Annotated in this window: 11 protein-coding genes; 3 read left to right on the plus strand and 8 right to left on the minus strand. The window is 71.5% G+C overall.

Features of this window, described 5'->3' with window-relative positions; translation table 11 throughout:
* Positions 1-16: 16 nt before the first annotated feature.
* Positions 17-2,245, minus strand: a complete 2,229-nt coding sequence (locus EDF51_RS04390) for an ATP-dependent DNA helicase RecG (RefSeq protein ID WP_134193936.1) — start codon at positions 2,243-2,245, stop codon at positions 17-19.
* 86 nt (positions 2,246-2,331) lie between these two features.
* Here EDF51_RS04390 and EDF51_RS04395 point away from each other — a divergent pair, with 86 nt between their 5' ends.
* A complete protein-coding gene (locus EDF51_RS04395) occupies positions 2,332-2,895 on the plus strand; it encodes an RsmD family RNA methyltransferase (protein WP_123937675.1) in 564 nt (187 codons plus the stop codon).
* Positions 2,896-3,112: 217 nt separating this feature from the next.
* Here EDF51_RS04395 and thiL read toward each other — a convergent pair whose 3' ends face one another.
* The gene (gene thiL / locus EDF51_RS04400; protein WP_133937162.1) at positions 3,113-4,108 is read right to left on the minus strand and encodes a thiamine-phosphate kinase; all 996 of its coding nucleotides are present in this window, start codon (positions 4,106-4,108) and stop codon (positions 3,113-3,115) included.
* A 24-nt stretch (positions 4,109-4,132) separates the two neighbouring features.
* On the opposite strand from thiL, the gene EDF51_RS04405 reads away from it, so the two are divergent.
* Positions 4,133-4,618 carry a DUF3515 family protein gene (locus EDF51_RS04405; protein ID WP_123937673.1) on the plus strand — a complete coding sequence of 162 codons (486 nt, stop codon included), beginning with the start codon at positions 4,133-4,135 and terminating at the stop codon, positions 4,616-4,618.
* A 30-nt stretch (positions 4,619-4,648) separates the two neighbouring features.
* Here the strand turns inward: EDF51_RS04405 and EDF51_RS04410 are convergent, their stop codons facing one another.
* The 6 genes from EDF51_RS04410 to leuC all read right to left on the minus strand — a co-directional run bounded on the left by EDF51_RS04410 (position 4,649) and on the right by leuC (position 11,179).
* On the minus strand, positions 4,649-5,758 hold the full coding sequence (locus EDF51_RS04410) for a D-alanine--D-alanine ligase family protein (RefSeq protein ID WP_279388055.1): 1,110 nt from the start codon (positions 5,756-5,758) through the stop codon (positions 4,649-4,651).
* A 32-nt stretch (positions 5,759-5,790) separates the two neighbouring features.
* Positions 5,791-6,804: an NAD(P)H-dependent glycerol-3-phosphate dehydrogenase gene (locus tag EDF51_RS04415; protein ID WP_111086095.1), complete on the minus strand. Its 1,014-nt coding sequence runs from the start codon at positions 6,802-6,804 to the stop codon at positions 5,791-5,793.
* A gap of 79 nt (positions 6,805-6,883) precedes the next feature.
* Positions 6,884-7,657 carry a lysophospholipid acyltransferase family protein gene (locus EDF51_RS04420; protein ID WP_131919873.1) on the minus strand — a complete coding sequence of 258 codons (774 nt, stop codon included), beginning with the start codon at positions 7,655-7,657 and terminating at the stop codon, positions 6,884-6,886.
* Positions 7,658-7,755: 98 nt separating this feature from the next.
* On the minus strand, positions 7,756-9,123 hold the full coding sequence (gene murA / locus EDF51_RS04425) for a UDP-N-acetylglucosamine 1-carboxyvinyltransferase (RefSeq protein WP_123294811.1): 1,368 nt from the start codon (positions 9,121-9,123) through the stop codon (positions 7,756-7,758).
* Positions 9,123-9,719 (minus strand): 3-isopropylmalate dehydratase small subunit, encoded by a 597-nt coding sequence (gene leuD / locus EDF51_RS04430; protein ID WP_111086049.1) that lies wholly within the window; start codon positions 9,717-9,719, stop codon positions 9,123-9,125. Before leuD ends, murA begins: the two co-directional genes overlap by 1 nt.
* Entirely contained in the window at positions 9,719-11,179 is a 1,461-nt protein-coding gene (gene leuC / locus EDF51_RS04435) for a 3-isopropylmalate dehydratase large subunit (RefSeq protein WP_134193938.1), read from the minus strand. The genes leuD and leuC overlap by 1 nt, the downstream gene beginning before the upstream one ends.
* 167 nt (positions 11,180-11,346) lie before the next feature.
* On the opposite strand from leuC, the gene EDF51_RS04440 reads away from it, so the two are divergent.
* Complete coding sequence (locus EDF51_RS04440; RefSeq protein WP_134193940.1) at positions 11,347-12,414, plus strand: FUSC family protein; 1,068 nt, start codon at positions 11,347-11,349, stop codon at positions 12,412-12,414.
* The last annotated feature ends 2 nt before the right edge of the window (positions 12,415-12,416 follow it).

The raw sequence follows: 12,416 nt of genomic DNA on the forward strand, positions 1-12,416 counted from the left end.
GGCGTCCGGCCCGGGGTCAGTTCTTGCCGAGGAACGCCGCGTCGGACTCGTCGAGGCGGCGCGCCAGTGCTTCGCGCAGGGCCGGGGACCCGTCGAGCTCGGGATCGGGCTCGAGGACCCGCTCGGCTTCGCCACGGGCGTCCACGATGAGGTCGGCGTGCTCGACCACGCGCAGCAGGTTGAGCGACGACCGGCCGCCCGACTGCCGCTCGCCGAGCACGTCGCCCTCGCGCCGGAGCTCGAGGTCGACCCGGGCGAGCTCGAAGCCGTCGTCCGAGGCGGACACCGCGTCGACGCGCTCCCGCGAGGTGGTCTCGAGCTCGGCGGTGGTGACGAGCAGGCAGACGCCCCCCCACTGCCCACGGCCGATGCGGCCACGCAGCTGGTGCAGCTGCGAGACACCGAAGCGATCGGCGTCGAGCACGGCCATCATCGCGGCGTTCGGCACGTCGACACCGACCTCGATCACGGTCGTGGCGACGAGGACGTCCAGGTCGCCGGCGGCGAAGGACGTCATCACGCGGTCCTTCTCGTCCGCCGTCATCCGGCCGTGCAGCACCGCGATCCGCCGGCCGTCGAGCACGGGCATCGTGCGCATCCGCTCGGCGGTGGCGAGCACGGTCGCCGGCGCGCGCTTGGGGGCGTCGTCCTCGGACTCGGCGGGCGCGGGCTCGCCGTCGTCCTCGGCGTGGGCGTCGTCGATCGCGGGGCAGACCACGAAGGCCTGACGCCCCTTGTCGAGCTCCTCCGCCATCCGGGACCAGATGCGGGACTCCCACCCGGGGTGCTCCGCCAGCGGGACCGTGAAGGTCTCGACGCCGGCACGGCCGGAGGGCAGCCCGGTGATCGTCGAGACGTCGAGGTCGCCGAACACCGTCATCGCGACGGTGCGCGGGATCGGGGTGGCGGTGAGCACCAGGACGTGCGGCGGAGTGGCGCCCTTGGTCCGGAGCGCTTCACGCTGCTCGACGCCGAAGCGGTGCTGCTCGTCGACGACCACGAGCCCGAGCTCGGCGAAGTCGACGCGGTCGCCGAGCAGGGCGTGGGTGCCGACCACGAGCCGTGAGCTGCCCGACGCCGCGGCGAGCAGAGCCCTCCGGCGTTCGTCGGTGGACTGCGACCCGGTCAGGATCACCGGACGGAGCTCGGCCGCCAGGTCCGGTCCGAGGAACTTCACGATGGACCGGAGGTGCTGCGCGGCCAGCACCTCGGTCGGGGCGATGAGGGCGGACTGCCCACCGGACTCGGCCACCGTGAGCATGGCGCGGATGGCCACGAGGGTCTTGCCGGAGCCGACCTCGCCCTGCACCAGCCGGTGCATCGGCCAGGTGCGGGCGATGTCGGTGTCGATCTCGGCACCGACGGCACGCTGGTCGTCGGTCAGGGTGAACGGCAGGGTGGCGTCGAACCGCTCGAGGATGCCACCGGGAGCCGCCACCCGCGGGGTCGCCGCGGTGCGTCGGGCGCGGATCCGGCGCTGCACCAGGGCGGTCTGCAGCACGAACGCCTCGCGGTAGCGCAGGGCGTCCTGCGCGCGCTTGAAGTCCGCGACCTTCTCGGGGCGGTGGAGCAGCTCGAGCGCCCGGCGGAACGGGACGAGGTCGAGCCGGCTGCGCGCCGAGGCCGGCACCGGGTCGGGCAGGTCCGGCAGGGTGTCGAGCACGATCCCCATCGACTTCGCGATCTGCCACGAGGTGAGCGAGGCCGTCGCCGGGTAGATCGGGATCGGCTGCCGCGACCACCGGATCGCTTCGTCCGAACCGGGGTCGGCCGTGGCGCGGGGGTCGTCGGGGTCGAAGAGCTCGTAGTCCGGGTGGGCGAGCTGGCGGGCACCGCGGTAGTCGCTGACCTTGCCGGAGAAGATGCCGCGGGCACCGGGCACCAGGTCCTTGGTGCGCCAGCCCTGGTTGAAGAACGTCAGGGTGAGCAGCCCCTTGCCGTCGCCGATCTTCGCTTCGAGGATCGATCCGCGACGGGCGCGCATCGTGCGCTCGCGGACGTCGACCACCTCGGCCACGATGGTGACCGGCTCACCGATCGCCAGGGAGTCGAGTGCCGTCAGCGCCCCGCGCTCGGCGTAGCGCCGGGGTGCGTGCTCGAGGAACTCCCCCACCGTGCGGTGGCCGAACGCCTTCTGGATCGCGGACGCGGTCCGACCACCGAGCACGTTCGCGAGCCGCGCGTCGAGGGGCGCCGGACCGAGGTCGGGCGCGGCCGGCGCAGCGGGGGTTCCGGTGGTGACCACGGACACCACGGTACCGGGCACGACCGACGTGCCACGTGCCTCCCGTCCGGCCTGTGGACGACGCCGCCGGCCGATACGGTGGCTGCATGACCCGCATCATCGCCGGCGCCGCCGGCAACACGACGCTCCGTGTGCCGAAGTCCGGCACCCGGCCGACGAGCGACCGGGTGCGCGAGGCGCTGTTCTCGTCGCTCGAGGCCCGTGGGCTCGTCGACGACACCTCCGTCGCGGACCTCTACGCCGGCACCGGTGCCCTCGGGCTCGAAGCGGCGTCGCGCGGCGCGGTCGAGGTCGTGTTGGTCGACCGCGCGTCGGCCGCGGCGCAGGCGTGCCGGGCGAACGCGAAGGCCGTGCAGCAGCGGATCCCCGGGGTGCGGATCGACGTGCAGCCGCAGCCGGTGCTCGGGTACCTGCGCGGGACGGTGCGCACGTTCGACCTGGTGTTCATCGACCCGCCCTACGACGTGACCGAGCACGAGATCGCCGAGGTGCTCGAGACGCTCGTGCCGCGGTTGACCGCCGGTGCCGTGGTGGTCGTCGAGCGGAGCAAGCGCTCCGCCGAACCGACGTGGCCCGCGGGGCTCGAGCCGTTCAGCAAGCGCAGCTACGGCGAGACCGTGGCGTGGGAGGCCGTGGCTGCCGCGTCCTGAGCCGCGTGGGCGTCGCTGGGTGGGCGCGTTTCGCGACGATCCACGAGTCGATCGACGCGTGCCGTGTCGCAAGATGCGCATGCATCGGATGCGTGCGCATCTTCCGACAGGACACCGGGTGATCGACGCGTGTTCCGTCGACAGATGCACGCGCACTGACCGGGAGGCCCGGCTCGGCTCCGCCACGTCGCCTCCGTCCGACGTCGGGCCGGGTGGGTCAGCCGGCGGCGCCGTCCCAGTCGGCGTAGGGGTCCCAGCCGGTCGTCGGCACCGGGGCTCCGGCGCGCAGCAGGTCCGCGTCGCCGCGGTCGCGCGCGACTCCGATGCGGCGGAAGCCACCCGGCAGCGCAGCCTCGGCGGGGAAGGTCGCGAGCAGACCGTGGTCCTCGCCACCGTGCAGCGCGACCTCGTCGAGCGGGGCGTCGGCATCGAGGTCGAGCGTCACCCGGCTCGCACGGGCCAGCCGCCCGGCGTCGATCGCCAGGCCGTCGGACAGGTCGAGCATCGCCGTCGCCCCGGCGACAGCAGCGAGGGGCCCGTCGCCGATCGGGGGCACGGGTCGGCGCTGGCGGTCGACGTCGGGATCGGCGTCCGCACCGCTCGCCACCGTCGCTGCACGGTCCGGCTCGCCCTGCGCGTCCACGCCGTCACGGAAGAGCCGTGCGAGCCCGCGGGCAGCGCGGCCGAGTTCGCCGGACACCGCCACGACGTCGCCCACACGAGCTCCTGACCGGAGCACCGGGGCGTGACCACCGAGGTCGCCGAACGCCGTCACCGCCACCGTGAAGGTCGCCGAGGTGGAGAGGTCGCCGCCGACCACACCGCAGCCGGGCGCGAGGGCGTCGACAGCGAAGCGGAAGCCGTCCGCGATGCCCTCGAGCACCGCCACGGGGGTGTCCTGCGGTGCAGCGAGGGCGATGACGAGGCCACTCGGCACCGCACCCATCGCCGCGACGTCCGACAGGTTCGTCGCGGCGGCCTTCCAGCCGACGTCCTCGGGCGAGGACCACGCCCACCGGAAGTCCGGGCCGTGCACCATCATGTCCGTCGTCACGACGAACCGGCCGTCGGGAGCGGCGACGACGGCGCAGTCGTCCCCGGGCCCCACGAGCGGCGAGCCCGTCGGCAGCCGGCTCGTGATCCGGTCGAGGACGACCAGCTCACCGAGCTCCCCCACGGTCGGTCCGGCCCAGGCGTCGTACGTCGCGTCCACACGAGAACGGTAGCCTGGACCGCGATGGACACCGCGCGCCGCACCCCTCGCACCCTCGCGATCGCGGGGGTCGTGATCGCCCTCGCGGCAGGGCTGACCGGGTGCACGAACTCCGTCGGCATGAGCGCGGCACCCTCTGCGAACGCAGCGGCGTGCGCGGCCGCACAGGTGCGGTTGCCCGCGACCGTCGACTCGACGTACGACCTGCGGAACACCAACGCACAGTCCACCGCGGCCTGGGGCGACCCCGAGGCCGCGCTGTACCACTGCGGCGTCGCCGTGCCGACCGTGTCCGACCTGCCGTGCTTCACGCTCGGGTCGGTCGACTGGATCCGCGACGACCGCGGCAAGCAGATCGTCTACACGACGTTCGGACGGTCCCCCGCGGTGCAGGTCGTCGTCGACACGTCGAAGACCGGCAGCGCGGTGCTGCAGGACATCGCGACGGCGGTGTCGACGCTGCCGGAGGACGGGCACAAGTGCCTGGACCCGTCCGACGTGCAGGGCTGACGCGGGCCGACCCCGTCGCCCCGCCCAGCGTCACCGGACGGCGGCGCGCCCCAGCTCGATGAGCTCGGTGACCAGCTCGCCGTAGGACACACCGGATGCCGCCCAGCAGCGCGGGTACATCGACAGCGGGGTGAACCCGGGCATCGTGTTGACCTCGTTCACGACGAAGCCGTCGTCGGTCAGGAAGCAGTCGACGCGGGCGAGCCCCGAGCCACCGATGGCCTCGAACGCACGGGCACCGATCGACCGGATCTCGTCGGTCTGCGCCTCGGTGAGCGGCGCCGGGCACAGCAGCGACTCATCGCCACCGAGGTACTTCGACGCGAAGTCGTAGAAGCCGTCCTCCGCCACGACGATCTCGCCGGGCAGGCTCGTGCGCGGCGCACCGTCACGGCCCTCGAGCACGGCGACCTCGACCTCGCGGCCGACGACCCGCGGTTCGACGATCACCTTGGAGTCGTGCTCGAACGCCAGGTCCATCGCGGCGCCGAGCTCGTCGGGCCCGTCGACGCGCGAGACGCCCATGCTCGACCCCGCGCGTGCCGGCTTCACGAACAGCGGCCAGCCGTGCGCCGCGATCGTCTCGGCGACGTCGACCGGGTCGGACGCCCACTCGCGGCGGAGCACGGTCGTCCAGGGAGCGACCCGCAGACCGGCGTGCTCGAGGACGGCCTTCGCGACGTGCTTGTCCATCGCCAGGGCGCTGGCGAGCACGCCGTCACCGACGTACGGCAGACCGGCGATCTCGAGCAGGCCCTGGATCGTGCCGTCCTCGCCGAACGGACCGTGCAGGATCGGGAACACCACGTCGACGGCGACGGTCGTGACCGAGCCGTCCGGGTGCGAGACGACGAGTTCGTTCGTCGCCGGCGAGGTCGGGAACGCCACACGCGTGCCGTTGTCGGGCACGGTCGGCAGGGAGCCGTCGCGGATCGCCCACTGCGAGGGGTCGTCGGACTGCAGCGTGAACGCGCCGTCCTTCGTGATGCCGATCGGGACGATCTGGTACTCGGTGCGGTCGACGACGTCCATGATGCCGCCGGCGGTCACGCAGCTGATCTCGTGCTCGCTCGAGCGCCCGCCGAACAGGACGGCGACGGTGGTCGTGGGAACGTCGGTTCCCTCGGGGATCGTGGGCACGGGAGTCCCTTCGTGACTCGGTGCGGGACCGGTCACTCGCCCTGGGGCTCGTCGGTCTCGGTGAGGTGCGGCGCGATGTTGCGCGGATCGAGCCTACCGGCGAGGACCTCGCCGACCTGGCTGACGATGGGCATGTCGACGCCGTTCGCGGCGGCGAGCTCGAGGATCGGTGCGACGGACGCCAGGCCCTCGGCGGTCTGGTTCATCTGCCGCACGACCTCGTCGAACCGGTACCCCTGACCGAGCAGGCGCCCGGCGGTGTTGTTCCGGGACAACGGCGACTGGCAGGTCGCGATGAGGTCGCCGAGGCCCGCGAGGCCCGACAGGGTGGACGGCTGCGCGCCGAGCGACACCGCGAACTCGGTCATCTCGGCGAGGCCGCGGGTGATGATCGACGCCTTGGTGTTCTCGCCGTAGCCGACGCCGTCGACGATGCCGATCGCCACGGCGATGAGGTTCTTCAGCACGCCGCCGAACTCGGTGCCGATGACGTCGGTGTTGATGAACGACCGGAAGTACGGGTTCGTCGCGACGGCGGCGACAGCGGTCGCGGTCTCCACGCTCGACGACGACACCACGGCGGCGGTCGGCTGCCGACGGGCGATCTCGAGCGCCAGGTTCGGTCCGCTCGCGACGGCGATGCGGTCCTGGTCGATGCCGAGTCCCTGGAGCAGGACCTCGCTCATCCGCAGGCCGGTGCTCTTCTCGACGCCCTTCATCAGGCTGACGACGGGGACACCGGCGGGCAGGAGCTCGCGGATCGCGTCGAGGTTCGACCGCAGGGTCTGCGACGGCACCGACACGTACACCTGGGTGGCGCCGTCGAGCACCTGCTCGAGCGACGTCGACGCCGTGAGGGTGCGGGGCAGGTTGATGCCGGGCAGGTAGTCGGAGTTCCGCTTCGTCTCGGTGATCTCGCGGGCGACCTCGGGACGCCGGGCCCACACGACCGTGGAGGCACCGCCCTCGGCGAGCACCTTCGCGAACGTGGTGCCCCAGCTGCCGGCACCGATGACCGCCACGCGGGGCTTGTCGGTCGACTGCATCACCACCCGGATCGCGGCGGTGTCGAAGGCACCCGGCGCTGCTGCGACGGGGTCGGGACGATCGTCGTGCGGGCGGAGGTCACTCAAACCGGCCGGTCTCCTTCTGGTTGTTCGCCGCCGGGTCCCAGCGGGTCTTCGGGGCCTGCTCGCCACGGAGCTGCTCGAGCAGCTCCGTGATGCGCTGCATGAGCAGCTCGGTGGCCTCGGTCAGCATCTGCTGGTCGATCGGCCGGCCACGGTAGGCGGACAGGTCGACGGGGTCGCCGACGATGACGTCCACGCGCGACCGCGGGAACAGGCGGAGCTTGTTCGAGTAGCGCGCCATGATGCCCTGCGTGCCCCAGTGGGCCATCGGGATCAGCGGCACGTCGTTCTCGAGCGCGATGCGGACGGCCCCGGTCTTGCCGCGCATCGGCCACAGGTCGGGGTCGCGGGTGAGCGTGCCCTCGGGGTAGACGATGATCGCCCCACCCTGCTCGATGAGCGACCGCCCGCCGCCGAGTGGGTCGCTCAACCGGGTGCGGCCGGAGCGCTCGACCGGGATCTGCCCCATGCCGGACATGAGCTTGCCGAAGACGGGCACCTTGAACAGCGAGGCCTTGGCCAGGAACCGCGGGGCCCGCCGACTGATGTAGACGGCGGTGCCGACGACCAGCGGGTCGATGTTCGTGAAGTGGTTCGGCGCGAGCACGAAGGCACCGTCCGCCGGCAGGCGGTTCGGGCCGTACCAGTGGTAGTTCGACGAGAACCGGAACGTCGGGATGACGACCGACGCCACGATGCGGAACGCGGGGTTGAGCTCCCCACGCTTCCAACGCCGTCCACGCACCGGCAGGCCGGTCGCGACCTGCACGGCGGACGCACCACGGGCCTCCCGGCCATCGCCCTGGCGCGACGGGCCGTCACCAGGACGCGACGGACCGTCACCCGGCTGCGGAACCGACACCGCGACTAACCCGCGAAGTCGAAGTCGGCGCCCAGCTTCCGCAGCTTCGGGATGAAGTGCTCGTAGCCGCGGCTGATGATGCCGACGTTGGTGATGTGGGACTCGCCGTCGGCGGTCAGGGCCGCGATGAGGTGGCTGAAGCCACCGCGGAGGTCGGGGACCCGGACGTTCGCCGCGTGCAGCGTCGTCGGACCGGTGATGACCGCGGCCTGCTCGAACGGGCGACGGGCGACACGGCGGTCGTGCCCGGGCAGCCCCTCCTTGTGGACGACGATGTCGGCGCCCATCTCGTTCAGTGCGTCGGTGAAGCCGAAGCGGTTCTCGTACACGGTCTCGTGCACGATGCTCTGCCCCTCGGCCTGGGTCAGCGCCACGACGAGCGGCTGCTGCCAGTCGGTCATGAAGCCGGGGTGCACGTCGGTCTCGATGACGACGGGCTTGAGGGTGTCGCGCTCACGGTAGAAGCGGATGCCGTCCTCTTGCACGTCGAAACCGCCGCCGACCTTGCGGAAGACGTTGAGGAACGTCATGAGCTCCTGCTGGTTCGCGCCCTCGACGAAGATGTCGCCGTCGGTGGCGAGCGCGGCGGAGGCCCAGCTGGCGGCCTCGTTGCGGTCGTTGATCGCACGGTGCGTGTAGCCGCGCAGCGACTCGACGCCCTCGATGAAGATCACGCGGTTCGGCTCGACGGACACGATCGCGCCCATCTTCTGCAGGATCGCGATGAGGTCCATGATCTCGGGCTCGATCGCCGCGTTCCGCAGCTCCGTGACGCCGGTCGCCAGGACGGACGACAACAGGACCTGCTCGGTCGCGCCGACGCTCGGGTACGGCAGCTCGATGGACGCGCCCTTCAGCCCGTTCGGAGCCGTCAGGTGGATGCCGTTGACCTGCTTGTCGACGACTGCACCCATGGCGCGGAGCGCGTCGAGGTGGAAGTCGATCGGGCGGTCGCCGATGCGGCAGCCGCCGAGGTCGGGGATGAACGCCTCGCCGAGCTTGTGCAGCAGCGGGCCGCAGAACAGGATCGGGATGCGGCTCGAGCCGGCGTGGGCGTCGATCTCGGCGAAGTGCGCCGACTCGACGTTGGCCGGGTCGAGGATGAGCTCGCCTCGTGCAGGATCGGTGATGCGCACGCCGTGCACCTCGAGCAGCCCACGGACGACCTTGACGTCGGAGATGTCCGGGACGTCCTTGAGGATCGACGGGGTGTCACCGAGCAGCGACGCCACCATGGCCTTGGTCGCGAGGTTCTTCGCCCCGCGGACCTCGATGCGCCCCACGAGCGGCTTGCCCCCGCGGATGACGATCTCGTCCGACTTGAGGCCCACGCGCGCCCCTGCGGCCGCTGCGTCCTGTACGAGAGAGTTCACTACTTCACCGGCAATGTCTTCGGCCGCCAACTGGAGCGGCGGGATTCGAACTCCGTGATCGAGGTCTCGTCACGGAGGGTGAGCCCGATGTCGTCGAGCCCTTCCATCAACCGCCAACGAGTGTAAGCGTCGATCTCGAAGGGGACGTCCACATCCCCGAGCGACACGCGCTGCGCCACCAGGTCCACGGTCGCCGACACCCCCGGGTTCCGCTCGATCTCGGCCCAGAGCCGCTCGACTTCCGATTCGGTCACGATCGCGGTGACGAGGCCCTGCTTGCCCGCGTTGCCCTTGAAGATGTCGGCGAACCGGGGCGAGATGACGACCGCGAAGCCGAAGTCACGCAGTGCCCAGACCGCGTGCTCACGGGACGAGCCGGTGCCGAAGTCCGGACCGGCCACCAGGACCTTCGCGCCCTGGTACTCGGGCTGGTTCAGCACGAAGTCGGGGTCCTGGCGCCAGCCGGAGAACAGGGCGTCCTCGAAGCCGGTCTTCGTGACGCGCTTGAGGTAGACCGCGGGGATGATCTGGTCGGTGTCGACGTTCGACCGCTTGAGCGGGGCGGCGATGCCGGTGACGGTGGTGATCTTGTCCATCAGAAGGTCCCCTCGGTGGTGTTCGCTGTGTCGGTCACGTTCGCCAGTGCGTCGTCGGTCGCCAGGTCCCACGGGCTGGACAGCGTGCCGCGGATCGCGGTGGCGGCGGCCACGAGCGGCGACACCAGGTGCGTGCGTCCGCCCTTGCCCTGGCGCCCCTCGAAGTTGCGGTTCGACGTGCTCGCGCAGCGCTCCTCCGGTGCGAGCTGGTCGGGGTTCATGCCGAGGCACATCGAGCAGCCGGCGAACCGCCACTCGGCGCCGAACTCCTTGATCACGACGTCGAGCCCCTCGGCCTCGGCCTCGAGCCGCACCCGGGCGGACCCCGGCACGACCATGACCCGGACGCCGTCGGCCTTCTTGCGGCCCTGGATGATCGACGCGAAGGCCCGCAGGTCCTCGATGCGCGAGTTCGTGCACGAGCCCATGAAGACCGCGTCGACGGCGATGTCCTTCATCGGGGTGCCGGCGGCGATGTCCATGTAGTCGAGGGCCCGCTGCGCAGCGGCCTGGTCGTTCGGGTCTTCGAAGTCGAGAGGCGAAGGCACGTTCTCCGACAGCGAGACGCCCTGGCCAGGGTTGGTGCCCCAGGTGACGAAGGGCTCGAGGTCGTCGGCGTCGATGAAGACCTCGGCGTCGAACACGGCGTCGTCGTCGGTCGCCAGGGTGTCCCAGTACGCGACGGCGTCGTCCCAGTCGGAACCGGTCGGGGCGTGGTCGCGGCCCTGCACGTAGTCGTAGGTGATCTGGTCGGGGGCGACCATGCCGGCGCGGGCACCGGCCTCGATCGACATGTTGCAGATGGTCATCCGGCCCTCCATCGAGAGCGCACGGATCGCGGAACCGCGGTACTCGAGCACGTAGCCCTGTCCGCCGCCGGTGCCGATCTTCGCGATGACCGCCAGGATGATGTCCTTCGCGGTCACGCCCGGACGCAACGTGCCCTCGACCGTGATCGCCATCGTCTTGAAGGGCTTCAACGGCAGGGTCTGCGTCGCCAGGACGTGCTCGACCTCGGAGGTGCCGATGCCGAACGCCATCGCGCCGAACGCCCCGTGGGTGCTGGTGTGCGAGTCGCCGCAGACGACGGTGATGCCGGGCATCGTCAGGCCGAGCTGCGGGCCGACGACGTGCACGATCCCCTGCTCCTTGTCGCCGAGCGAGTGCAGGCGGACCCCGAACTCCTCGCAGTTGCGGCGCAGGGTCTCGATCTGGATCCGGCTCGTCGGGTCCGCGATGGGGCGGTCGATGGCGAGCGTCGGGGTGTTGTGGTCCTCGGTCGCGATCGTCAGGTCGAGCCGGCGCACCGGGCGCCCGGCCTGGCGCAGACCGTCGAACGCCTGCGGGCTCGTGACCTCGTGCACGAGGTGGAGGTCGATGTAGAGGAGGTCCGGGTTACCGTCCTCACCCTTGACCACGACGTGGTCGTCCCACACCTTCTCGGCGAGCGTCCTACCCATGAGCTCGACTCCCTCGTTCTCGTCGTTGCGCCGCGACCGCGGCACGATCAGGCGACTCTACCATTGGTATACCAACGCGTCGTCGCGTTCTCCACGCGGTGCGACGGTCGACCGGGAGGCCCGTGGCGACTCGACGACACCCGTCGCGGTGGGAAGATGGTCGGGACATGACGACACCTGCGCACTCGACCCGGACGATCAACCTCGAGGGCGCGGCACGCGCAGCGATCGCGGGCGGTGCACCACTGGCGCTGCTCATCGCCCTCGGGATGCCGGGCTACGCCGCGTTCGCGATGTTCGCCGGCTTCACCGCGATCTTCGGGGCGACCGAGCCGTACCGGCAGCGCGCCGTCACCACCGGCGTCGCGGGTGCGCTGCAGACCCTGTGCATGTTCGCGGGCATCGGCGTCGCCCTGCTCGGCTCCCCGCTCTGGCTGCAGGCGACCGGGCTCGTCGTCGTGCTCGTCGTCGCGGTCTGCACCCTGTCGACCCTGCGGACGATCCCCGCGCAGCCGATCTTCCCCGTGTTCGCGTTCGTGGTCTCCGCCCTCGTGCCGCTGCAGCCCGCGGACCTCCCGCTCGTCGCGACGATCATCGTCTGCTCGGTCGTCTGGGCGTGGCTCGTCGCGATGTCCGGGTTCGTCATCCGGCACGTGTGGCACCCGCGCGCCCCGCACCGGTTCCGGCCGCTGGCGCCGCTCAAGGAGCGCGGCTTCGGCATCCTCCGCACCGCCGCGCTGTGGGAGACCGTGGCGCTCAACGTCGTGGGGTCGCTCGTCGCCGGCGCGGTGGCGTCGACCATCCCCTGGCTCGGGCACCCGTACTGGGCCGTCATCGCGGTGGTCTCGACCCTGCCCGCGCTCCGCCAGCGGCACACCGTGATCCGGGCGTTCCAGCGCTTCATCGGCACGATCGGCGGCACCGTGATCGCCGTCGGGATCCTGCTGCTCGAGCCGTCGGCGTGGTGGATCGTCGTCATCGCCGTCGTGGGGCAGTTCTTCGCGGAGATCTTCGTCGCCCGGAACTACGCCGTCTGCCTGCTGTTCCTGACGCCGCTCGCCCTCGCCGTGTCGTGGCTGAGCCTGCCCGAGGCCCCGGAGCTCCTCGCACTCGACCGGGTCGCGCAGACCACCCTCGGTGCGCTCGTCAGCGTCGGGCTGTTGTTCGTGGGGCGCGCGATCGAGCGGCGGCGCGGCCGTGCCCTCGGTGCCACGAGCGCGATCCGTACCGTCTGAGT

Origin of the sequence: Curtobacterium sp. PhB25 (genome assembly GCF_004365375.1) — a bacterium.
Taxonomy (GTDB): Bacteria; Actinomycetota; Actinomycetes; order Actinomycetales; family Microbacteriaceae; genus Curtobacterium.